Source organism: Nocardia sp. NPDC059180, assembly GCF_042754945.1.
GTDB lineage: Bacteria > Actinomycetota > Actinomycetes > Mycobacteriales > Mycobacteriaceae > Nocardia.
In genome coordinates this window covers 132,457-153,660 of the sequence record NZ_JBHZBU010000006.1, presented here as the reverse complement: position 1 = coordinate 153,660, position 21,204 = coordinate 132,457, and the positions used below count along the sequence as shown (strand labels likewise).

17 protein-coding genes and 2 tRNA genes are annotated in these 21,204 nt (G+C 66.7%); 9 read left to right on the top strand and 10 right to left on the bottom strand.

Translation table 11 applies throughout. The annotated features are described in order from the left end of the window. Nucleotides 1–245 precede the first annotated feature (245 nt). From orn to ACFXNW_RS19995, 7 genes are all read left to right on the top strand, one after another. On the top strand, nucleotides 246–887 hold the full coding sequence (orn, locus tag ACFXNW_RS20025) for an oligoribonuclease (protein ID WP_379419222.1): 642 nt from the start codon (nucleotides 246–248) through the stop codon (nucleotides 885–887). Between the two features lie 55 nt (nucleotides 888–942). Next, nucleotides 943–1,015 (top strand) — tRNA-His (locus ACFXNW_RS20020). A gap of 132 nt (nucleotides 1,016–1,147) precedes the next feature. Beyond that, entirely contained in the window at nucleotides 1,148–1,633 is a 486-nt protein-coding gene (locus ACFXNW_RS20015; RefSeq protein ID WP_379419221.1) for an Lrp/AsnC family transcriptional regulator, read from the top strand. 198 nt (nucleotides 1,634–1,831) lie between these two features. Then, nucleotides 1,832–5,317, top strand: a complete 3,486-nt coding sequence (locus ACFXNW_RS20010; protein WP_379419220.1) for an indolepyruvate ferredoxin oxidoreductase family protein — start codon at nucleotides 1,832–1,834, stop codon at nucleotides 5,315–5,317. Nucleotides 5,318–5,403: 86 nt separating this feature from the next. Continuing rightward, the gene (locus ACFXNW_RS20005; RefSeq protein WP_379419219.1) at nucleotides 5,404–6,531 is read left to right on the top strand and encodes a Glu/Leu/Phe/Val dehydrogenase dimerization domain-containing protein; all 1,128 of its coding nucleotides are present in this window, start codon (nucleotides 5,404–5,406) and stop codon (nucleotides 6,529–6,531) included. 33 nt (nucleotides 6,532–6,564) lie between these two features. Continuing rightward, the gene (locus ACFXNW_RS20000) at nucleotides 6,565–8,055 is read left to right on the top strand and encodes an amino acid permease (protein WP_379419218.1); all 1,491 of its coding nucleotides are present in this window, start codon (nucleotides 6,565–6,567) and stop codon (nucleotides 8,053–8,055) included. Between the two features lie 181 nt (nucleotides 8,056–8,236). Then, on the top strand, nucleotides 8,237–8,521 hold the full coding sequence (locus ACFXNW_RS19995; RefSeq protein ID WP_163824400.1) for a hypothetical protein: 285 nt from the start codon (nucleotides 8,237–8,239) through the stop codon (nucleotides 8,519–8,521). 97 nt (nucleotides 8,522–8,618) lie between these two features. Here ACFXNW_RS19995 and ACFXNW_RS19990 read toward each other — a convergent pair whose 3' ends face one another. Continuing rightward, nucleotides 8,619–9,830 carry an Ig-like domain-containing protein gene (locus ACFXNW_RS19990; protein ID WP_379419217.1) on the bottom strand — a complete coding sequence of 404 codons (1,212 nt, stop codon included), beginning with the start codon at nucleotides 9,828–9,830 and terminating at the stop codon, nucleotides 8,619–8,621. Between the two features lie 309 nt (nucleotides 9,831–10,139). Here ACFXNW_RS19990 and ACFXNW_RS19985 point away from each other — a divergent pair. Next, nucleotides 10,140–10,212: transfer RNA gene (locus ACFXNW_RS19985), tRNA-Lys, on the top strand. A gap of 190 nt (nucleotides 10,213–10,402) precedes the next feature. Here the strand turns inward: ACFXNW_RS19985 and ACFXNW_RS19980 are convergent. The 4 genes from ACFXNW_RS19980 to ACFXNW_RS19965 are packed head-to-tail and all read right to left on the bottom strand — an operon-like array spanning nucleotide 10,403 to nucleotide 15,711. After that, complete coding sequence (locus ACFXNW_RS19980) at nucleotides 10,403–12,112, bottom strand: FAD-dependent oxidoreductase (protein ID WP_379419216.1); 1,710 nt, start codon at nucleotides 12,110–12,112, stop codon at nucleotides 10,403–10,405. Between the two features lie 56 nt (nucleotides 12,113–12,168). Further along, nucleotides 12,169–12,987 carry an SDR family NAD(P)-dependent oxidoreductase gene (locus ACFXNW_RS19975; RefSeq protein WP_379419215.1) on the bottom strand — a complete coding sequence of 273 codons (819 nt, stop codon included), beginning with the start codon at nucleotides 12,985–12,987 and terminating at the stop codon, nucleotides 12,169–12,171. Then, complete coding sequence (locus ACFXNW_RS19970; RefSeq protein ID WP_379419214.1) at nucleotides 12,980–14,815, bottom strand: NAD(P)-binding domain-containing protein; 1,836 nt, start codon at nucleotides 14,813–14,815, stop codon at nucleotides 12,980–12,982. The genes ACFXNW_RS19975 and ACFXNW_RS19970 overlap by 8 nt, the downstream gene beginning before the upstream one ends. Next, nucleotides 14,812–15,711, bottom strand: a complete 900-nt coding sequence (locus tag ACFXNW_RS19965; RefSeq protein WP_379419213.1) for a diiron oxygenase — start codon at nucleotides 15,709–15,711, stop codon at nucleotides 14,812–14,814. Before ACFXNW_RS19965 ends, ACFXNW_RS19970 begins: the two co-directional genes overlap by 4 nt. Nucleotides 15,712–16,062: 351 nt before the next feature. Here ACFXNW_RS19965 and ACFXNW_RS19960 point away from each other — a divergent pair, with 351 nt between their 5' ends. Then, nucleotides 16,063–16,734: a TetR/AcrR family transcriptional regulator gene (locus ACFXNW_RS19960; RefSeq protein WP_379419212.1), complete on the top strand. Its 672-nt coding sequence runs from the start codon at nucleotides 16,063–16,065 to the stop codon at nucleotides 16,732–16,734. Between the two features lie 40 nt (nucleotides 16,735–16,774). On the opposite strand, the gene ACFXNW_RS19955 is transcribed toward ACFXNW_RS19960, so the two are convergent. The 5 genes from ACFXNW_RS19955 to ACFXNW_RS19935 form a co-directional block, all read right to left on the bottom strand. Continuing rightward, the gene (locus ACFXNW_RS19955) at nucleotides 16,775–18,352 is read right to left on the bottom strand and encodes a succinic semialdehyde dehydrogenase (protein ID WP_379419211.1); all 1,578 of its coding nucleotides are present in this window, start codon (nucleotides 18,350–18,352) and stop codon (nucleotides 16,775–16,777) included. Continuing rightward, nucleotides 18,349–19,209, bottom strand: a complete 861-nt coding sequence (locus tag ACFXNW_RS19950; protein WP_379419210.1) for an SDR family oxidoreductase — start codon at nucleotides 19,207–19,209, stop codon at nucleotides 18,349–18,351. The genes ACFXNW_RS19955 and ACFXNW_RS19950 overlap by 4 nt, the downstream gene beginning before the upstream one ends. A gap of 103 nt (nucleotides 19,210–19,312) precedes the next feature. After that, nucleotides 19,313–20,431, bottom strand: a complete 1,119-nt coding sequence (locus ACFXNW_RS19945; RefSeq protein WP_379419209.1) for a hypothetical protein — start codon at nucleotides 20,429–20,431, stop codon at nucleotides 19,313–19,315. 54 nt (nucleotides 20,432–20,485) lie between these two features. Beyond that, complete coding sequence (locus ACFXNW_RS19940) at nucleotides 20,486–20,962, bottom strand: 4Fe-4S binding protein (protein WP_379419208.1); 477 nt, start codon at nucleotides 20,960–20,962, stop codon at nucleotides 20,486–20,488. A 3-nt stretch (nucleotides 20,963–20,965) separates the two neighbouring features. Further along, the gene (locus ACFXNW_RS19935) at nucleotides 20,966–21,154 is read right to left on the bottom strand and encodes a hypothetical protein (protein ID WP_379419207.1); all 189 of its coding nucleotides are present in this window, start codon (nucleotides 21,152–21,154) and stop codon (nucleotides 20,966–20,968) included. Between the last annotated feature and the right edge of the window lie 50 nt (nucleotides 21,155–21,204).

Here is a 21,204-nt window from a genome sequence, read left to right as displayed (position 1 = left end):
ACCCGCCACCCGGACGGCGCGGCAGCGCACGACTCCACCGAGCTCCGAATGGGCGGGTACTTCGCATGCGGCTTTCCCGCAGCATCGAACGCCTAACCGGACTACCGATCGGCACATCGATGCGGGCGAACGCCGAACCTCTCGCGCCGATGCACCTGGCGAACAGCGTATCGCCGGATCCGGCGCGGACAGGCCAAGTGAGGTAATCGGACACGCCCGGTTCCGCGCTGACTAATGTATTGCGAGTGTCCGACAAATTAGTGGTGTGGATGGATTGCGAGATGACCGGGCTTCGCCTCGACAGCGACAAGCTGATCGAGGTGGCCGCACTCGTGACCGACAGCGACCTCAACATTCTGGGTGACGGCGTCGACATCGTCATCCATGCCGATGACGAGGCCCTCGCCGCAATGCCGCCCGTGGTCGCCGACATGCACGCCCGCTCGGGTCTCACCGACGAGGTGCGCCGCTCCACGGTCACCATGGAAGAGGCCGAGCAGCAGGTGCTCGACTACATCCGTCAGTTCGCGCCCACCCCGGGCACGGTGCCGCTGGCGGGCAATTCGATCGCCACCGACCGCGGATTCATCGCCCGAGATATGCCCGCGCTCGACAGCCACCTGCACTACCGGATGATCGACGTCAGCTCGATCAAGGAGCTGTGCCGGCGCTGGTACCCGCGGATCTACTTCGGCCAGCCGGAGAAGGGCCTGACCCATCGCGCGCTGGCCGATATCAAGGAATCCATCCGCGAGCTGGAGTACTACCGGCGCACCGCGTTCGTGACCGCACCGGGCCCCTCCACCGCGGAGATCGCCACCATCGCGGCCGAGCTGTCCGGTGAGGCAGAAAAGCCCCAGGTCAGCGACGCGCCGGTAACCGATTAGCTCCGAGAGGGGTTGACGCGCTACTATCGACCGCGCCGGTGTCACACCGGCGATGGTGAGTGTAGTTCAGTTGGTAGAGCACCAGGTTGTGATCCTGGCTGTCGCGGGTTCGAGTCCCGTCACTCACCCAAAAAGAAGGTCAGGCCCGGGAGAATTCTCCCGGGCCTGACCTTTTTCTCGGCCGGGATCGCGCGGATTCCCTGCCCGCCCGGATCGATTTTCGGCCCGAACACCCCGACCCCACCATGCGAGAATGCGGCATGGCCCTCAAGATCGACGCACTCGACTCCGCGCTGCTCGCCGAGCTGGCCGCCGACCCGCGCGCGCCGATACTCGAACTCGCCCAGCGCCTCGGCATCGCACGCAACACCGTCCAAGCCAGGATGAAGCGGCTCGAAAGCTCCGGCGCCGTGCGCGGATACCCGCCCGACGTCGACCTGCAAGCCATCGGATACGCCGTCCACGCGTTTCTCGGCATCGAACTCGACCAGAACAAAATGGACGCCATCGTCGAAGCGCTGCGCACCTTCCCACACGTCCTCGAGGTCCACGCCACCACCGGACGCGCCGACCTACTCGTGCGCATCGCCGCACAAACACAGCAGGACCTGCTCGAGATCATCCAGCGGGTACACGCCATCCCCGGCGTCAAACACACCGAGACGATGCTCGCGCTGGCCACGCCCATCGAATACCGCTGCCTGCCGATCGTCGAGCATCTGACGAAGATCCCGCCGACCCCCTGATGTGACCCAGGTCTCTACCTGCCTAAGCAATCTGACGCACTCGCTGGAGTGCTCCAGATCACTTTTGATCAGATTGATCAACCTTTCGCACGACTGTTGACACAGATCACCCTTCCACGGCACATTTCGCTGCACCGAACGCAAGTCCCTTCGTTTGCAGCTCACAATCTGGGTTGTGGAAAGTGTGGTGAGGTGTCCATGACGACCGTTGCCTGTCCGACCTGCCTGCCGCAGGCCGAGCCGACCGCGCCGTACGACCTCGCCGACCGCTACCGCTCCGGAGCGGGCCCGGTCCTGCTCACCGGCGTGCAGGCCATCGCGCGGCTGCTGGTCGAACAGCACGTGCGCGATATTCGGGCGGGCCGTCGCGTCGCGACATTCGTCTCCGGCTATCAGGGCAGCCCGCTGGGCGGGGTGGACAAGATGCTGTTCGGCATGCCGGACGTGCTCACCGAACACGACATCACCTTCGTGCCCGGCCTCAACGAAGAACTCGCCGCCACCTCCGTCTGGGGTAGCCAGGCCGATCTGCCCGCAGGCCGCGCGACCCATGACGGCGTCGTCGGCGTCTGGTACGGCAAAGGCCCCGGCGTGGACCGCGCGACCGACGCCATCCGGCACGCCAACATGTACGGCGTCAACCCGCGCGGCGGCGTGCTGCTGCTGGTCGGTGACGACCCGGCCTCGAAATCCTCGACAGTGCCCGCGGTGAGCGAGCGCTCCTTGGCCGCGATGGGCGTTCCGGTGCTCTTCCCGCGCAACGCCGAAGAGATCATCACCATGGGCATGCAGGGTGTGGCGCTGTCGCGGGCCTCGGGTTGTGTGGTCGCGATGAAGATCGTGGCCGATGTCGCCGACGGCGCCTGGACCGTTGATGCCTCGGTCGCCGACCGCCCGCTCATCGTCCCCGACGTGCAGTGGGAAGGAAAGCCTTTCGTCTACCGGCAGCGGCCGATGGCGGCACCGACCGACAGCGTCCTCGCCGAGGCGGACCTGTACGGACCGCGCTGGGACATGGTCCGCGCGTACGGCGCCGCCAACGACCTCGACGTGATCGAGGTAGACCCCGCCGACGCCACGGTCGGGATCGCGGCCACCGGCACCACTTTCGACGCGGTCCGTCAGGCCCTGCTCGATCTCGGTGTCGACGAGGCCACCATGCACCGCGCGGGGATCCGGCTGCTGCGGATCGGTATGCCCTATCCCGTCGGCCCGTCGACGGTCACGAAGTTCGCCCGCGGTCTCGACCAGCTGATCGTGGTGGAGGACAAGACCGCCTTCATCGAAACGCAGATCCGCGAGATCCTCTACGGCACCGCCGATGCCCCGCGCATCCTCGGCAAGCAGGACGAGCGCGGCGGGCGGCTCATGCCGGTCGACGGCGAACTGACCGCGGGCCGGCTGCTCGGGCCACTGCGCCGGGTGCTGCGCGAACGGGTCGAGCTGAAACGGGCGGCACCGCCGCCGCTGCCGCTGGAGGTGCTCTCGGCCGAGCGGACGCCGTACTTCTGTAGCGGATGCCCGCACAACCGCTCCACCGCGCTGCCCGAGGGATCGATCGGCGGTGGCGGTATCGGCTGCCACACCCTGGTCACCATGTCCGGCCGCAGCGACAGCGCGGTCACCGGACTGACCCAGATGGGCGGTGAGGGCAGCCAGTGGATCGGCCAGGCACCGTTCACCGATGTGCCGCATCTGTTCCAGAACATCGGCGACGGCACCTTCTTCCACTCCGGGCAGCTGGCGGTGCAGGCGTGCGTCGCGGCGGGGGTGAACATCACCTACAAGCTGCTCTACAACGAGGTCGTCGCGATGACCGGCGCCCAGGATGTCGAGGGCATCCTCACCGTCGCGCAACTGACCCACAAGCTCACCGTCGAGGGCGTGCAGCAGATCATCATCTGCGCCGACGAGCCGAAGCGGCACAACAAGAAGGCCCTGGCCAAGGGCACTATGCTGTGGCATCGCGATCGGCTCGACGAGGCGCAGAAGCTGTTGCGCGAGACCAAGGGCGTCACGGTACTGATCTATGACCAGCATTGCGCGGCCGACGCACGCAGGCAGCGCAAACGCGGCGCGCTGCCGGTGCGCAACACCCGGGTGGTGATCAACGAGGCGGTGTGCGAGGGCTGCGGCGATTGCGGCACCAAGTCCAACTGTCTGTCGGTGCAGCCGGTCGAGACCGAGTTCGGGCGCAAGACTCGCATCGATCAGACCTCGTGCAATACCGATTACAGCTGTCTGGACGGCGACTGCCCGTCGTTCGTGACCGTCGAACTCACCCCGCAGAAGAAGGCGGACCGGGGCAGTAAGAAGGCTCGCACCAGTGCCGTCCCGCCGGTGGTGGCCGAACCGGGTCTCGGTACACCGGAAGGCACGCAGAATGTGCTCATCGCCGGGATCGGCGGCACGGGCATCGTCACCGTCAACCAGGTGCTGGCCACCGCCGCACTGCGCGCGGGCTACGAGGTGGAAAGCCTGGACCAGATCGGCATGAGCCAGAAGGCGGGGCCGGTCGTCTCGCATCTGCGCTTCGGTGCCACCGAACTCGAACCGTCCAACCGACTCACCCCGGGCAGCGCCGACTGCATCATGGCCATCGATCTGCTCACCGCCGCCGATCCCCGCTACCTCCAGTACGGCGATGCTGCGAGCACAGTGGCTGTCGCGTCGACGAGCCAGACCCCGACCGGCGACATGGTCTACAACAAGTCGGTGACCTATCCAGAGGCGAGCGTGCTACTGGAACGGCTTACCGCAGTGTCGAATTCGATCAGTCACTTCGACGCGCTCGCCGCGGCGCAGACCCTGTTCGGTAATACCGCGGCGGCCAACTTCCTGATCGTCGGCGCGGCCGTTCAGGCCGGTGGGCTGCGCTTGCCCGCCGCGGCGATCGAGGAGGCCATCGGGATCAACGGTGTCGCGGTGGACAGCAATATCGCGGCCTTCCGATGGGGACGCGCCGCCGTCGCGGATCCGGCGGCGTTCGCCGCGGCTGTCAATGAGGGGCAGCCGCGGCGGACTCCACCGGTGGCGCCCGCGGAACTGCTGGCGCACACCAGCTTCGAGGGCGAAGTGCGGCGACTCGTCGAGCTTCGGGCGGCGCAACTGGTCGGGTACCAGAACGCCAAGGTGGCTCGGCGTTATGCCGAGATCGTCGAACTCGCCTGGTCGGCGGAGCGCACCATCACCGACCGCACTGATTTCAGCGAGTCCGTGGCGCGCGGGCTGTACAAGTTCACCGCCTACAAAGACGAATACGAAGTCGCACGACTGCTGGTCGATCCGGAGTTCCTCGCCGAGGTGCAGGCCCAGGTGCCGGGCGGCGAGAAGCTCACCTACAAGCTGCATCCGCCGATGCTGCGAGCCATGGGCCGGCGCAAGAAAATCGGTCTCGGTCCGAAATCACATGTGGCGCTGAAGGTCCTCGCCAAGGGCAAGATGCTGCGCGGTACCAAGCTCGACCCGTTCGGCTATGCCCACGTCCGCAAGGTCGAGCGCGAACTGCTCACCCACTACACCGGGATGGTGCGTGGGCTCGCAGGCGGCCTGACCGCAGAGACCTATGACATCGCGACCAAGGCTGCCGAACTTCCCGATGTGGTGCGCGGCTACGAGGACGTCAAGCTCGGCAACGTCGAGCTGTACTGGGCGGGTCTGCGCGAGCTCGGTATCGAGCACTGACCGGGCGCGGCCGGATTCGCCAGACCCGAAGAACGACACCAGAAACCCGCCGCAGACCGCGGCGACCCACCAGCCGCGGCAGCGCGATGGCCCACCAGGCCGAGGCTGCCCGGCGCCAAGGAAAGGAATCGACAGTGACAGTTCTGCACACCGATGCAGGAGTCTTCGGCCGCTCGCACGAGCTCAGCGCCCGACGCCATGAGCAGGTCGTGTTCTGCGAGGACGACAGGACCGGCCTGAAGGCGATCATCGCGATCCATTCGACCGCATTGGGCCCCGCACTCGGCGGCACCCGCTTCTACCCGTACGCCGACGAATCCGCGGCGTTGCAGGACGTACTTCGGCTGTCGTGGGGAATGACCTACAAGGCGGCGGCCGCCGGTGTCGACCTGGGCGGCGGTAAGGCCGTCATCATCGGCGATCCGGCGATCGACAAGAGCGAGGCGCTGCTCGCTGCGTACGCGCGGTTCGTGGAGACGCTCGGCGGGCGCTACATCACGGCGGGCGATGTCGGCACGAATACCGACGATCTCGATGTCATCGGCAGGCACACCCGTCACGTCACCGGACGCAGCGCCGCGGCGGGCGGTTCGGGTGACAGCGCCAGGCTGACCGCGCTCGGCGTGTTCCACTCGATGCGCGCAGGCGCCGAATCCGTCTGGGGTGCCCCGACGCTGGCCAACCGCACAGTGGGCGTCGAGGGCGTCGGCAAGGTCGGACGTGAACTCATCGCACTGTTGCTCGCCGACGGCGCCGAGGTGTGCGTAGCCGACGTCAACGATGCCGCGATGCAGCGCGTCGCGCAGGAGCATCCGTCCGTACGGCTGCTGAGCGCAGTGGCGACCGCACCGGTCGACGTCTACGCACCGTGCGCGCTCGGCGCCACCCTCACCGCCGACAGCGCCGAGGCCATCGAGGCGAAACTCGTCTGCGGCGCGGCCAACAACCAGCTGGCCGAACCCAGCGTGGAACAGACGCTCAACGACCGCGGCATCACCTGGGTCCCCGACTTCGTCGCCAATGCAGGCGGCCTCATCCAGGTGGCAGGCGAGCTCAGGGCCGCCGCGCCTGCCGAGATCGAGTTCGAGGTGGCCGATATCTTCGACCGGTGTCGCGACATCATCGCCGCCGCACGGGCCGAGGGGATCGGGACCGGCGCCGCCGCGAACCGGTTCGCCGAACGACGCCTCGACGCCATCCCGCGGTCGCTCTGACGGCGCCGGCGAGTTTCAGAGAGGAGACCTGCAATGGCGATCGCGAGCGGACTGTTCCGCACCAAATCGGTGGAACAGTCGATCCGGGATACCGACGAACCGGATTCGAAACTACGTAAGGACCTGACGGCGAAGGACCTCACCATCTTCGGTGTGGCCGTGGTCATCGGTGCCGGCATCTTCACCCTCACCGCACGAACGGCGGGCACGGTGGCCGGGCCGTCGGTGTCGCTGGCGTTCGTCTTCGCGGCGATCGCGTGCGGGCTGACCGCCCTCTGCTACGCCGAATTCGCCTCGACGGTTCCGGTGGCGGGCAGCGCCTACACCTATGCCTACGCGACCTTCGGCGAGGTCATCGCGTGGATCATCGGCTGGGATCTGATCCTGGAATTCGCCCTCGCGGTCTCGGTGGTGGCGAAGGGGTGGTCGCAATACCTCGGTGAGGTCCTCGGCGCCAACGCACCGGTCGTCGAGATCGGATCGCTGCACTTCGATTGGGGTGCGGTACTGATCATCGCGATCGTCGGTGTCCTGCTGGCCACCGGAACGAAACTGTCCTCCCGGGTATCGGCCATCGCGGTCGCGATCAAGCTCGGCGTGATCGCCCTGGTGCTGGTAGTGGGCGCGACCTACTTCAAACCCTCGAACCTGACGCCCTACATTCCGCCGTCGGAGCCCTCGGAGAAGGCCGAAGGGGTACGGCAGTCGCTGTTCGCCTTCCTCACCGGTTCCGGCGGCACCAGCTACGGCTGGTACGGGCTGCTGGCCGCGGCGAGCCTGGTGTTCTTCGCGTTCATCGGCTTCGACGTCGTCGCCACCACCGCCGAGGAAACCCGCGATCCGCAGCGCAACGTCCCGCGCGGCATCTTCGGCTCGCTCGCGATCGTGACCGTGCTCTACGTCGCGGTGTCGCTGATCCTCACCGGCATGGTGTCCTACACCCAGCTCGCGGATGGGAACGCGACCCTCGCAACGGCTTTCGCCCTCAATGGCGCGACCTGGGTGAAGAACATCATCGCCATCGGCGCGCTCGCGGGCCTGTCGACGGTGGTCATGGTGATGTTCCTCGGCCAGACCCGCGTGCTGTTCGCCATGTCGCGCGACGGCCTGCTCCCCCGCAGCCTCGCCCAGACCGGATCCAAGGGCACGCCTGTGCGGCTGACGGTGATCGTCGGTGTGGTCTGCGCGCTGCTCGCCGGGTTCGTCGACTTCGGCACCCTCGAGGAGATGGTCAATATCGGCACGCTCGTCGCATTCGTGCTGGTGTCGATCGGCGTGCTGATCCTGCGGCGCACCCGCCCGGACCTGCCGCGCGGATTCCGGGTGCCGTTCGTCCCGGTGCTCCCGATCCTGGCGGCCCTCGCCTGCCTGTGGCTGATGCTCAATCTCTCCATCGAGACCTGGCTGCGTTTTGTGGTCTGGATGGCGCTGGGGACGGTCGTCTACTTCGCCTACAGTCGCTCGCATTCGATGCTGCGACGCCAACGGGAACCCGAGGAAAAGAGCCTGTCACCTGCGCGATAGCGGTGACAGCGGCCCCCGGCTCGCCATCGAGCCGGGGGCCGTCGCATGTGTACAGCGCGAATGTGACTTGTGAAACGATCGTGATCCGAATGTGTGGTGCATCTCAGAGCCGGTCCGTAGACTGCGCTGAGGGCGGCGCCACCGTGGCGCACCCGTTCGACGAGAAAGACAACATCTTCTGATGCGTTCCGCGGTAATCGCAGCCTTCATCGGCGCCACCCTCGTCACCGGATCCGCCGGAACGGCCGCGGCGGGGGTCGGGCTGCCGGATATGCCCGACTCCGGCTCGGCCAGCAGCGGCTCGGCGGGCGGCCTGGCCACCACCGGCTCCTCGGGCACCGGGTCGGCAGGCCTGCCCAACCTCGATCGACTGTTACTCGGCGGCGGAAAGCTGCTGTGCGCCGCCACCGGCAGCGCGGCGGCCATGGCGGGCAACGCCCATCTCGGCTGCGACATGCTTCCCTGACCGAGGGCCGCAGCCGCCCGGAAACCAAGCGAGCGGGCACCGGATCACCGGTGCCCGCTCGTGGCGTCTTTCAGGCCGTGTCGGCCCCGCCGGCGTATCAGCCCACGTCGGCGTTGCCCGCCTTCCACTCCGACCACGGGACATTCCAGTCGCCAAGACCGTCCACACCCGACAGCGTCCCGCCGACCGTGTTCTGGACGATGGTGACGTCGCCGCGTTTGGCGTTCTCGAACACCCAGGCAGCATCGGCCGGACTCAGATTCAGACAGCCGTGACTGGTATTCGAATAGCCCTGCTGCCCCACCGACCACGGCGCCGAATGGAAGAAGATTCCGCTGTAGGAGATCCGGGTCGCGAAGTCGACCGGCGTGCGATATCCATCGGCCGAGTTGACCGACACCCCGTAGGTCGAGGAGTCCATAATGATCTCGCGATGCTTGTCGGCGACGATGTAGACGCCGTTGTCGGTGGGAGTGCTGTCCTTACCCATCGAGGTCGGCATGGTGCGAATCACCTGACCGTTCTTCTGCACGGTCACCTGCTTGGTGTTGTCGTCGGCGGTGAAGATCACCGCATCACCGATGGTGAAGAACGAGTGGATGTCGTCCTGGCCGTAGAGTCCGTCGCCCAGATCCTTGCCGTAGACGTTCACGTCGATGGTGACCTTGGTGCCCGGAGCCCAGAAATGCTCGGGCCGCCACCGGACTTCGCGATTGTTCACCCAGTAGAACGCGCCCTCGACGGCCGGTTCGGTGGTGATCTTGATGGCTTCCTGGGCCGCCTTGCGATCGGGGATGTTCTCGTCGAACTGGATCGCGACCGGCTGCCCGATACCGACGACCTCACCCTCGCCGGGGATGAGATACGGCTTGGTCTTGCTGTCGGGCGAGGTGGTGGTGAAGCTCATCGTGCTGGTGGTCGCACCGCCGAGGCCGACCGCCTCCGCCACCAGCTTGTAGGTACGCCCGTAGCCCAGCGGCTCCGACGTCGCCCAGGAACGGCCGTCCGCCGCGAGGGCGCCTGCGACCGGCTGATCCTCCGGCGTGAGCAACGACACGTTGGTGAACTTGCCGTCCTCGACCTCGAAATTCATCGGCGCGGCAGGCGACACACCGACATCGCCGTCCTTGACCGGCGCCAGTAGCTTCGGCTTGATCAGTTCGGTGATGGGGTTGCGGTCGATGGCCACCGACTCGTCCGTCGCCTCCGACGACGAGCATGACGGCAATGCCAACGCCACGACCGCGAGCAGGACCAGCGGCCCTGCGAGCTTCCATGTCGACCGATGTCGACCTCGACCAATGCGCATCTCAACCCCGTTTCAAGTCCCGGTGCAACAGCCCGCACCGACGGCTTCGGATCCCACCGACTACCCACCGAGCTCAACCCACCGCGCCGGGCGGGACCGGTCGAGACCACGTCCTGCCATTCTGCCAGCCCGACAGACGGTTCCCAACGTGACGACCGGCTCGTCGCGGCGAGTCTCCGGGTTAGATCCCTCTCGAACCTCAACCCGTTACGGGTATGGCGACATACGCCACACCCTCGGTCGAGGTATCGATTTCACTTTCTACGTCCGGGCCTGTTAATGTCTGTCCCGCACCGAAACACGGAGCACGCGCCATTAGCTCAATTGGCAGAGCAGCTGACTCTTAATCAGCGGGTTCGGGGTTCGAGTCCCTGATGGCGCACATTAATAATGCCCCTGACCAGGTCTTATGGTCAGGGGCTTCGTTTGTTCCAGCTGCTGGATCGGGCCGTCACCACGAAAACGCCAAATCTTAGCCACCAAGAGTTCCGGAACGTGTACTGAGTCACATGCTTGTACAGGCGGTTGCGAGACGGCCCGATGTACGGGCAGATGTGTGAAGTGAGCGTTGTTCAGCGCGACCGGGTCAACACCGACAGCGCGAGCCGGCGCCTGGGGCGGCGCCGGGCCGCCTCGACCAAGGCCCACCGATCGGCGATCTTGCGCCGCGGTCGTCCGGTCGCGGCACCACCGGACCGTTCCGCCCGGTCGATCGCCGCCCAGCCACGCGCGTCGACGGTGTCGGGCTGACGGGCGCGCACCAGCCGGGCCAGCTCAACGCCTGCGGCGGGTGGCGCGGTCAGTCGATCCGCGAGGAAGTCCTCGAGCAGGCTCGCGACTGTTTCCTTCGCGCACAGTCGATTGGTGCCGATCACACCGGAGGGGCCACGCTTGATCCACCCGCTGACATAGACACCCGCCAGCGGGTCCCGCGACTCGCTGTCAATGACGCGACCGTCCTGCTGCGGCACGGTGCCGGTGGATTCATCGAACGGGATTCCCGGCAATGCCGTACCCCGGAAGCCGATCGAGCGGATGACCAGCCCGGTCGCCACCGTCTCGGTGCGGTCGCTGACCCGTGCCTGCCGTACTCCGTCGGCACCGACCTCGACCTCGGTCGCGGCGACTACGAGACCCTCGACTCGGTCAGTACCGATGATTTCGATGGGAACGGTGTTGAATCGCAGCACAATTCGCTTCCGGCTCGCCTGGCGTGCTGCGGCGGCTGTGGGCAGGGTCGCCAGGAGAGCGAGCTTGCCGCGCGCTGCCCCGTCGGATGCCGTTTCGACCTCCTCGGCGAGGTTCGGCGCGTCGACGACGACATCGACCTCGGCCAGTTGGGTCAGGGCGAGCAGTTCCGGCGTCGTGAACGCCGCGTCCGCCGCGCCACGGCGCCCGAGGATCACCACTTCCTCGACGTCGCTCCGGCGCAGCGCGGCCAGCGCGTGATCGGCCATATCGGTCGCGGCCAGCTGGTCGGGATCGGCCACGATGAGCCGGGCCATATCCAAGGCGACATTGCCGTTGCCGACGATCACCACACGCCGACCGGTCAGGTTCGGGTCGAGTTCGGCGTGGTCGGGGTGGCCGTTGTACCAGGCCACGAAGCGCGTCGCCGCGACCGAGCCGGGCAGATCCTCACCGGCGATGTCGAGGCGACGGTCTGCGGCGGCGCCGTAGGCGTAGATGACCGCATGGTGGTGGTCCATCAGTTCGGGGTGGGTCACCTGGGTGCCGACCTCGACGTTGAGGAAGAGCTCGAAGCGATCGGACTGATCGCGATCGAACCGGAACTGATCGACCACCTGCTTGGTCGCCGGATGATCCGGAGCGACACCGTGGCGGACAAGCCCGAACGGGGTCGGCAGCCGGTCGAACATCGACACCTCGACGCCCGGCTGTGCCAGCAGTTCCTTGGCGCAGTACCACGCGGCCGGACCGGCGCCGACGATCGCGACCCGCAGCGGCGCCCGACCGACGGTGAGCAGCGGCGGGGCCTGCTTGTACCGCCAGCCCGGTTGAATCGGGTTGTCCGCGTAGTAGGCCGCGTTCATCGCCGGATAGGGCGACTGGTTCGGGGTCAGGGCCCGGTCGGACTTGATCGCGTCGACCGGGCACCAGTCCGCACACGCACCACAGTCGATGCAGGTGTCGGGGTCGATGTAGAGCATCTCCGCAGTCGCGAAATTCGGCTCGTCGGGTGTGGGATGGATGCAGCCGATCGGGCACGCCGCCAGGCAGGATGCGTCGTTGCAACAGTTCTGTGTAATTACGTAGGCCATATCAATCCTTGGAGGGCTCCCCGGAAGGCACGTTCAGAGAGGTGGTGGATGCGGAGTCAGGCGCCGAGCAGGCGGTAGGCGTTCTCGACCGCGACGGTGTAGCGCGCGCCGAGCAAGCGGGGCATCGCGGCGATCGCCCAGGCGTCGGGGCCGACCAGGATGCGGGCACGATCGCGACGCAATCCCGCGATGATCGTGCGCGCGGCCGACTCCGGGCTGGTCAACGCGACGCGATCGAACAGCGCCGTCACCGCCGCCTTGTCCTCGCCCGCGCCGACGCGCGCGGTGCGCGCGATCGCGGTCTTGATGCCACCGGGGTGAATGCAGCTGACCGCGACCGGCGCGCGCTCGATCCGCAATTCCTGCCGGATCGACTCGGTGAAGCCACGGACCGCGAATTTCGACGCGTTGTAGGCCGAATCCTTGGGTGCCGCGATCAGGCCGAACACCGAGGAGACGTTGGCGATCTGGCCGTCGCCGGAGGCGATCAGATGCGGCAGGAATGCCCGCGTGCCGTGGACGACACCCCAGAAGTTGATGTTCATGATCCAGGCCATGTCCTCGTCCGACATCGCCTGGAGCCCGGCGTGCACCGCCACACCCGCGTTGTTGATCACCGTGTGCACCACGCCGAACCGCTCGGCGACGGTGTCGGCGTACGCGTAGATCGCATCGCGGTCGGCGACGTCGAGGACGACATCCTGCACCTCGGCGTTGCGCCGCTTGCACACGGCGGCGGTGGCGGCGACCGCATCGGCGTCGATGTCCGACAGTGCCAGGCGCGCGCCTCGGTCGGCCAGCTGGTAGGCCAGCGCCTGACCTATGCCACTGCCCGCACCGGTGATGACGACCGTGCGGTCGCGATAGTCACGCATCGGAGCCACCGCGCGAGGAGACATCGGTGATGGCGAACAGCTGCTCCAGTTCGGCGTCGAGGACCGGCGGGTACGGGTAGGCGCCACGACCGTGGATGCGCGAACCACCCCATGGATCAGCGTCGACGAGCACGCCGTCGACCGGCTCGTTGTCGCCGATCTGCAACAGGACAGGCAGATTGTTGCGCACGTGCAACGCCCGCAACTGCGGCGACGGCGCGACCCGGCCGTACCAGCGGATCGCATTTTCCACCGGCTCGTAGACCGCGAGCACGTGCACGTCGACCTCGTGGCGGCTGCCCTCGGCATCGATCAACACCGCCGGACCCGAATAGTCCTCGTCCTCTTCACGATCGGTCAGGCGGGTGAACTCGAAATCGCTGAGGTTCGCGTTACGGGTGCGTCGCCAGTAGGCCAGGGTCGTGTCGGGCCAGATCGCCCGGTTGACGCCCTTGTCGTCGAGATACCAGCTGCTGCAGCCGCCCGCGGTCCACACGGTGCCCGCCGACTTGCGCTGCAGTTCCCGGTTGAACTGCGCCTGCACGTGCGCCTTGGGCTCGACGCGAGTGCATTCGCGCTCGTTCAACGCGACGAGCAGCTGCACGATGTAGCGGACCTGCGCCTCGATGATGAACACGATCGACTGATTGCCGACGCCGGTGTTGGGCCCGACCAGCAGGAAGTAGTTCGGCATACCGTTGGTCGCGACACCGAGAAAGGCCTCGGTCCCCTCTGCCCACACCTGCTGGATCGTGCGCTTGTCACGCCCGACCAGGTCCATGTCCTGAGTCTTGTCGACGACCTTGAAGCCGGTGCCGTACACGATCGCGTCGACCGGATGGCGCACACCGTCGCCGGTGATGATCGCATCCTCGGTGACTTCCTGGATCGACTCGGTCACCAGGTCGACGTTGTCGCGCTGCAGGGCCGGGTAGTACGCGTTGTCCATGACGATTCGCTTGCAGCCCATTTCGTACTGGGGCTGTAGCCGCGCACGCAGGTGCGGATCAGGGACCTGACGTTCCAGGTGCCACTGGGCGATCTTGCGCATGATCGGCATGTACTTCGGGTTGAGGAACGCCGCGGTGGCCGCCTCGTGGCTGAAGTAGATGCCGGCGCGCACCAGCCGACGCAGGGCAGGCACGGCCAGGTAGGCCGTCCGCTCGAGCGCGCTGATCGAACGATCGAACCTGGGCAGCACCCAGTTCGGCGTGCGCTGGAACACCGAAAGATGTCCCGCGAGCGCGGCCACCTCGGGTACGAACTGCACCGCGCTCGCGCCGGTGCCGATGACCGCGACGCGCTTACCCGTGAGATCGACGTCGTGGTTCCACTGCGAGGAGTGGAACGCCGTCCCGGTGAAGCGTTCGATGCCGGGCAGTTCCGGGATGCTGGCAACGTGCAGTGGACCGGTGCCCGCGATGACCGACCGGGCGACGAAGGTATTGCCCGCGGCGGTACGCAACGTCCAGGTGTCGGTGTCGTCGTCGAAGACCTGAGAGACCACTTCGGCGCCGAAGACGATGCTGCGACGCAGGTCGCGGTGATCGGTGAACGTGCGCAGGTAGTCCAGGATCTCGGGCTGACGTGCGTAGCCGCGCGTCCACGCCGGGTTGGGCGCGAACGAGAACGAGTACATCAATGACATCACGTCGCAGGCCGCACCGGGGTAGGTGTTCTCCCGCCACGTGCCGCCGACTTCGCCGGCCTTCTCCAGCACGACGAAGTTGTCGATGCCCGCTTCGCGCAGCTTGGCGGCGGCACACAGGCCACCGAAGCCTGCCCCGATCACGATGACGTCGAAGAGCTGATCGATCGGGTCGTTCATGCGAGGAATCCGTATCGACGCCACAGCGTGCGAGACACGAGGTTGAGCAGATTGTTGTCCTCGAGGAACTCGTGGAAGTCGGCGAACGCGGCCCGGCGCCGCGCCTGGCTGAATTCGTTGGCCTTGGCCTGACGGACCGCCTCACGGACGGGCAGTCCGCACCGTTCATACACGCGCTTGTCCATGAACATCTTGTCCAGGATGAAGCCGGCGGCGCCGTTGGCGGTCGCGCAGAAGGTCCGCGACCACCAGGGCGCCGTTCGGACGTGCCTGCGCACACCCTCTCGGGCGAAGCGGATGTGGCGGGCTTCCTCGGCGATATGAATACGCATCGTCTGTGCGACGATCGGCTGCAGCTCGGGATGGTTCAGGAATTTGCGCTGCACGTCATCGATGACTTCCTCACCGCACAGGGCGGCCAGATACAGCATCAGGCCGCGGTAGAACAGCGGCATCGCCTGCACCGCCATCGCCTGCACCCGCGACAACCGGTAGGGCTCGGCGCCGATCGCGCTGACCATCTTGCCGAACATCACCATGTGGCGGGTCTCGTCGCCCAGTTCGGTCAGGGCGTAATGGACGTGCGGCGAAGTGGGGTCCTGGTACAGCATCGCCCGCAGCAGACCCTGGTTGAGGGTGTTCTCGAACCACACCGCACGACTGAAGGTGTTGGCGACCTCTTGGCGGGAGAGTTCCACCCGCTCCCGGTGGGTCATCTTCTCCCACAGTGGTGTGCCGTAGAGGGTGATCATCTCGGGCGGCATATAGAACAGGTCGGGGTCTTGGGGAGCGCCCCAGTCGATCTCGAGCAGCGAGTTGTGCGATCGACGGATCGATCCGTCGATCAGGCGGGTAGCGACCTCGTTGCGAGCAGTCGGTGTTGACGACGTTGTCATGACATCCTCCTCGTCCGTGTGGAGCCGGCCACGGCGAACTGAGCGTTGGCGACTACAGCCCGAAAGGGCCTCAATCGAAAGATAGACACTTTTTCGCAATATGTCTATCGTTGCACTTGGCGTGCCATCGCCGACACCGAGCTGCCCACGCCCAATTGGCATGTGCGCGACTACCTCCGACTGCCGCGACCGGCCTCGGCCAGGTCGATCGTTGTACTCCTCGGCGATCGGCGCACGGTCCGCTCTCACGACGTCGATCTCCACATCGTTGGTTTCACGGAGGCGGCCGAGCGGATGGACGCGGTTGCGCGGGCGCACAGGCGTGTGTGCGGACCCGATACGATTCCAGATGTGGCGCGAAGTGCATCCAGAAGCGGTGACCAGGCAGATCAGCGGACGCGAGACAAGATCTTGCGGGCGGCACTGGACTGGATCACCGAGACCGGTGTCACGAAGGTCTCGATGGATGAGATCGCGCATCGAGCGCGATTGGCCCGGGCCACGCTGTATCTGCATTTCCCTGGCCGCCAAGCGCTGATCGGGGCCGCTGTGCGGGCGGAATTGAACCGATTCTTCGCCGACCTGGCCACCGTCGTGTCCGGCTATGACGATATCGAACAGCGCCTGGTCGAGGGCTTCGGATATGGGTTCCGTGCGCTGCGCGAGCATCGCACGCTCAACGCGGTCCTCGAGCTGAATCCGCAGATTCTGTTGCCCTATGTGGTCGGAGATGCGCCCGCAATCGCCCGGGCCCGCCGGACTGTTGTCGAGTTCATCCCCGTGGAGGCGCTGGCGGAAGGGGTCGATGCCGAGGTGATAGCCGAACAGATTGTCCGCAGCTTCCACACACTGATCCTGGCGCCCTCGACAGTGTTCGACCTGGATGGGCCCGACGGTCCCGAGCGATATGCCCGTCGATTCCTGGTGCCGTTGTTGCGACCGGAGTTCCACACAGCACAGCAGCCTGATCAGACCGATGTCGCACCGCATTCGGTGGTGGGCCCGGCAGGGGCGAACAGCTGACCTCCACACCCGGCGGTGCCACATAGTAGGCCGCACCGCGTCAGCGCAAGCCGAACCGGTTGAGGGTTCCGTAGGCGCGCTTGGCGATCGCGGTCGTGACCTGCCGCCGCATCCACTGTGGTGGTGCCTGTAGTGACAGGCGTTGCACGGCGATGGTCTGGGGCTCGGTGTATTTCAGGAGTCCGGTGGGTCCGTGTCGGCGGCCGAGCCCGGATTGGCCCATGCCCCCGGCGGTGGCACCGATGCTGCCGTATGCGGCGCCGAAGCCTTCGTTGATGTTGACCGTTCCTGCGCGGATCCGGCGGGCGATACGCTGCGCCACGGCGAGATCGCGGCCGTGGATGCTGGCGTTGAGGCCCATCTCACCGGCATTGGCCAGATCGACCGCGTCGTCGACGGTGTCGTAACCCGATACGGCGACGACGGGGCCGAAGACTTCCTCGTGGTATAGCGCCATCGCGGGAGTGACATCGGTCAGGATTGTCGGCTCGTAGTAGTAAGGACCCAGGTCGGGGCGTGAGCGACCACCGGTGACGAGGGTCGCGCCCTTGGTCAGGGCATCGGCGACCATCGTCTCGACCTTCGCCAGTTGCGCCGGGCCGGTCAGCGAGCCCAGCGTGCCGGTGAAGTCGTAGCCGGTGCTGTAGGTGAGTTGCTCGGTCTCGCGCGCGAACAGATCCAGGAACCGGTCCAATGACGTGTGCGGTACCAAGATCTTCTCGATCGCCATGCACACCTGTCCCGCATGCATGAAACACGCCTGCAGCGCAGACTGCGCGACCTTGGCCAGGTCGGCGTCGTCGAGGACCAGCATCGGGTTCTTGCCTCCGAGTTCGAGGCTGCAGCCGACCAAGCGGCCGGCCAGTTGCTCGTTGACATGACGGCCGGTGGTCACCGATCCGGTGAAGGCGAGGTAGTCGACGTGCTCGACCAGCTCGGCTCCGACGGTGTGGCCGGGGCCGACAAGGATCTGCAGGCAATGTTCGGGCAGGCCGGCCTGTTCGAGCAAGGTGGCCGCGTAGAGCGCATCGAGGCTGGTTTGTTCGTCGGGTTTGAGAATGACCGCGTTGCCGGCCAGCAGTGCGGTCAACGAGTCGGACAGGCCGAGAGCGTAGGGGAAGTTCCAGGGTGTGATCACCCCGACCACTCCGACGGGATGGTGGACCTCTGTCGTGCTCACCAGCAGTGGGACCATAGATTCGCGGCCGGTTTCGGCGAGGATGGAGCGTCCGTGGCGCAGGTAGTAGCTGAGTGTGAGGTTGGGTTCGAGGAACTCGATGAACGCCTCCCATCGGCCCTTTCCGGTCTCGGCTTGGATCAGGTCCAGCAGGATAGCGCTGTGGTCGCGGGCAAGCTCCAGGTATTTCGCGATTACCCGCGCACGCCGCCGGAAAGGCCAAGCACCCCACTCCTTTTGCGCCAGGCGAGCCTGTCCGACCAGATCGGCGACATCGCCGGGTTCGGCCTGCGGCAGGTTCAGCAGCGGTGCGCCGGTGAAGACTTCGTACACGCCGGCCTGGCCGGTGCCGCTGGTGTGCACGTGGGAAGCCAGCTCACGCAGCAGTTCTTCGGTGATCCGATGCCCCGCAGAGGTGGCCGCGGGTGTGGCGGGCGTCATCGCTTGGTCTCGGGGGCGTCGGTGCCGGTGATGCGCTGGTCGTATTGCCGGCGGTGTGGATGGTGGCCGGCCTCGCTGATATAACTGTCGCCGCCGAGTGCGCGGATGGTGAAGGCGGCCACCGAGTGTGGCAGTACCGCGTGGAGGCGGTAGAGAACTTGTAGTTCGCGGGGCACGGCCACTTCGAAGGTGCGTCGGCGGGTCGCGCGCACGATCGCGTCGGCAACTTGTTCGGGGTCCGATTTGCGCAGCGCCCAGTGCTCGCCGACGCCGTCGGCCAGTTCGGTCCGCACCAGCGCGGGCATGATGAGGGAGAACGTGATGTCTTGGTTTCGGTATTCGGCGGCCAGCGCCTCGGTCAGGCCGACCACAGCGAACTTCGTGGCGTTATAGGTCGCTACACCGGGGAAGGTCAGTTTCCCGGCTGCGGAAGCAACATTCACAATGTGCCCACCACGTCCGGCGGCCAGCATGGCCTGGATCGCCAGTTGTGAGCCCCACAGCACGCCGAGGAGGTTGATATCGACCTGCCGGCGGACCGAATCAGGGGCCTCTTGGTCGAATTCGACGATGGGCATGACACCCGCGTTGTTGACCAATACGTCGACGGTGCCGAATTGGTGGGCGACAGCGTCGAGATACCGGGCGAAGCTGGCGCGGTCGGTGACGTCCACGCCCAGAGCGACGGTAGCGTGGCCGATTTCCGCGGCAGTGATCTCCGCGGCCCCTTGGTCGATGTCGCCGATCACGACGTGGGCGCCTGCCGCGGCGAAAGCGCGAGCGGTCGCCGCGCCGATACCGCGGGCGCCGCCGGTGATGGCGACGACCTTGCCGTGGAGGGTCAGCTGCGATGTCATGAATGTCCCTTCGGTGGAGAGTGTTTCTGGTACGAGCGGAGCGCTCGGCTCGGCCGCTGACAAGGTGTGTCAGCGATCGGCTGCGCGGTCTGTGCAGGCGATCTCACCGCGGCCCGAGCCACCGAGGCAGCCTCGAAACCTGGGGCGGTGTGGGGCGCGCGGCCTGGACCAGTTCGGCGGCAGCGGTGAACTTCACCCGGGGGCGTCCTTCGGCCGCGCCGTGCGCACGTTCGAGATCGTCGATACTCGCCCAGCCGGCCGTGCTGATGGCGTTGGGGCAACGTGCGGCGATGAGCTTGTCGAGGTGGTCTCGTCCGCGTGCCGCAGTGGTGAGTCGACCGGCGAGGAAGTCCTCGACTACCGCGGCGGCGGTTTCCAGGGCGCAGGCGCGGTTGGTGCCGATCACCCCGGCAGGGCCGCGTTTGGCCCAGCCCGCGACATACACCCCGGGCACCGGGGAACCATCGGTGTCGCACACGCGTCCTGCGGTATTCGGTAGCGGCTGGGTGTGGCTCCCGCGAGGAACACCCGGCACCGATGCGACCGTGGCGCCGATCGAATGAACCACCAGCCCCGTCGCGATGTCCTCGGTTTCCGGTCGGAGTGAGCTGCCGCCACGGGCGACGGTGACGGCCGTGACGTGGTCATCACCGTGGATGTGGGTCACCGTCGTGTCGAAACGCAGCACGACGCGGCGGCCTTCGCGCGGCGGGGCCGAGGGCAGGCAGGCCAAGAGTTCGGTGATCGGTGAGCACGGTCCGTCCAGCGGGCGGTCGCCGATATCGGCGCTGACATGCAGGCCGGGCACCGAGAGCAATCCGACGAGTTCGGGATGAGTGAAGGCCGCTTCGGCAGGCCCGCGGCGCCCCAGGACGACGACTTCGCGGACCGTGCTGCGGCGCAATGCTCGGAGTGCGGGATCGGCGATCTCGGTCGCGGCGAGTTGCTCGGGAGCGCTGGTGAGGATACGGGCAACGTCGATCGCGACATTTCCGTTGCCGATGACGACGGCGCGTTCACCGGATAGATCGATCGGCAGCCTGGCGTAGTCGGGGTGTCCGTTGTACCAGCGTGCGAGGTCGACCGCGGTGTGGTTGCCGATCAGCTCGGCGCCGTCGAGCTCGAGCCGCTGCCCGGACCCGGCACCGGTGCAATACACCACGGCGTGATGCAGTTCGCGCAGTTCGTCGTGAGAGATGTCCGCACCGATCTCCACTCCCAAGTGCAGGTGGAGTCGCCGGGCTTTCTCCGCCGCGATGGCGTGCAGATCGATGGCCTATTTGGTATCGCCGTGGTCGGGTGCGACGCCTGAGCGCACCAGCCCACCCCAGGCGGGCGTGCGGTCGAACAGGTCGACCTCGATGCCGGGCTGGCGCAGCAGTTCGATGGCCGTGTAATAGCCGGCGGGACCGGTACCGACGATCGCGACCCGCAGGGTGCCGGGCGCGGTGGGCATGTCGATGTAACGCGGCGACGGCCGCCAACCCGGTCGCAGCGGATTGTCACGGTAGTAGGCAGCGTTGATCTCGATGAACGGCAGTTCTCGCGCGGTGAGTTCGGTGTCGGAACGCACCGCGCTCACCGGGCACGCGTCGGCGCAAGCTCCGCAGTCGATACAGGTAGCGGGGTCGATGTGCAGCATCGTCGCGGTGGCGAACGCGGGTTCCGCGGGGGTCGGATGGATACATCCAACCGGGCACGCGGCCACACAGGCGGCGTCGCCGCAACAATGCTGGGTGATCACATAGGCCACGACTCAGACCTCCAGCACGCGCGGCGTGGTTTCGATGAGCCGGCCGTAGGCGGCGCCGAACAGCCGCGGCAAGGCCGCGATCAGGCGGGCGTCGGGTCCGACGAGGATGCGGGCGCGTTCGCGGGCCAGGCCGCGCACGCCGGCGCGGGCGGCGCCGGTGATGACGACGGTTCGGCCGGAGTAATTTCGCATATCGTTCTCTTCTCGTACTGCCCCATTGCAGTGGGAGTGAAGCGAGGGGT

Coding starts and splice junctions, on each gene's coding strand:
- ACFXNW_RS19935 (WP_379419207.1), bottom strand. CDS start 21,154: ATGCGAAATTACTCCGGCCGAACCGTCGTCATCACCGGCGCCGCCCGC.
- ACFXNW_RS19950 (WP_379419210.1), bottom strand. CDS start 19,209: ATGACATCGCAGCTGACCCTCCACGGCAAGGTCGTCGCCATCACCGGC.
- ACFXNW_RS19990 (WP_379419217.1), bottom strand. CDS start 9,830: ATGCGCATTGGTCGAGGTCGACATCGGTCGACATGGAAGCTCGCAGGG.
- ACFXNW_RS19995 (WP_163824400.1), top strand. CDS start 8,237: ATGCGTTCCGCGGTAATCGCAGCCTTCATCGGCGCCACCCTCGTCACC.
- ACFXNW_RS20010 (WP_379419220.1), top strand. CDS start 1,832: ATGACGACCGTTGCCTGTCCGACCTGCCTGCCGCAGGCCGAGCCGACC.
- ACFXNW_RS19965 (WP_379419213.1), bottom strand. CDS start 15,711: ATGACAACGTCGTCAACACCGACTGCTCGCAACGAGGTCGCTACCCGC.
- ACFXNW_RS20000 (WP_379419218.1), top strand. CDS start 6,565: ATGGCGATCGCGAGCGGACTGTTCCGCACCAAATCGGTGGAACAGTCG.
- ACFXNW_RS19975 (WP_379419215.1), bottom strand. CDS start 12,987: ATGCGTGACTATCGCGACCGCACGGTCGTCATCACCGGTGCGGGCAGT.
- ACFXNW_RS19955 (WP_379419211.1), bottom strand. CDS start 18,352: ATGACGCCCGCCACACCCGCGGCCACCTCTGCGGGGCATCGGATCACC.
- ACFXNW_RS19970 (WP_379419214.1), bottom strand. CDS start 14,815: ATGAACGACCCGATCGATCAGCTCTTCGACGTCATCGTGATCGGGGCA.
- ACFXNW_RS20005 (WP_379419219.1), top strand. CDS start 5,404: ATGGCCCACCAGGCCGAGGCTGCCCGGCGCCAAGGAAAGGAATCGACA.
- ACFXNW_RS19980 (WP_379419216.1), bottom strand. CDS start 12,112: ATGGCCTACGTAATTACACAGAACTGTTGCAACGACGCATCCTGCCTG.
- ACFXNW_RS20015 (WP_379419221.1), top strand. CDS start 1,148: ATGGCCCTCAAGATCGACGCACTCGACTCCGCGCTGCTCGCCGAGCTG.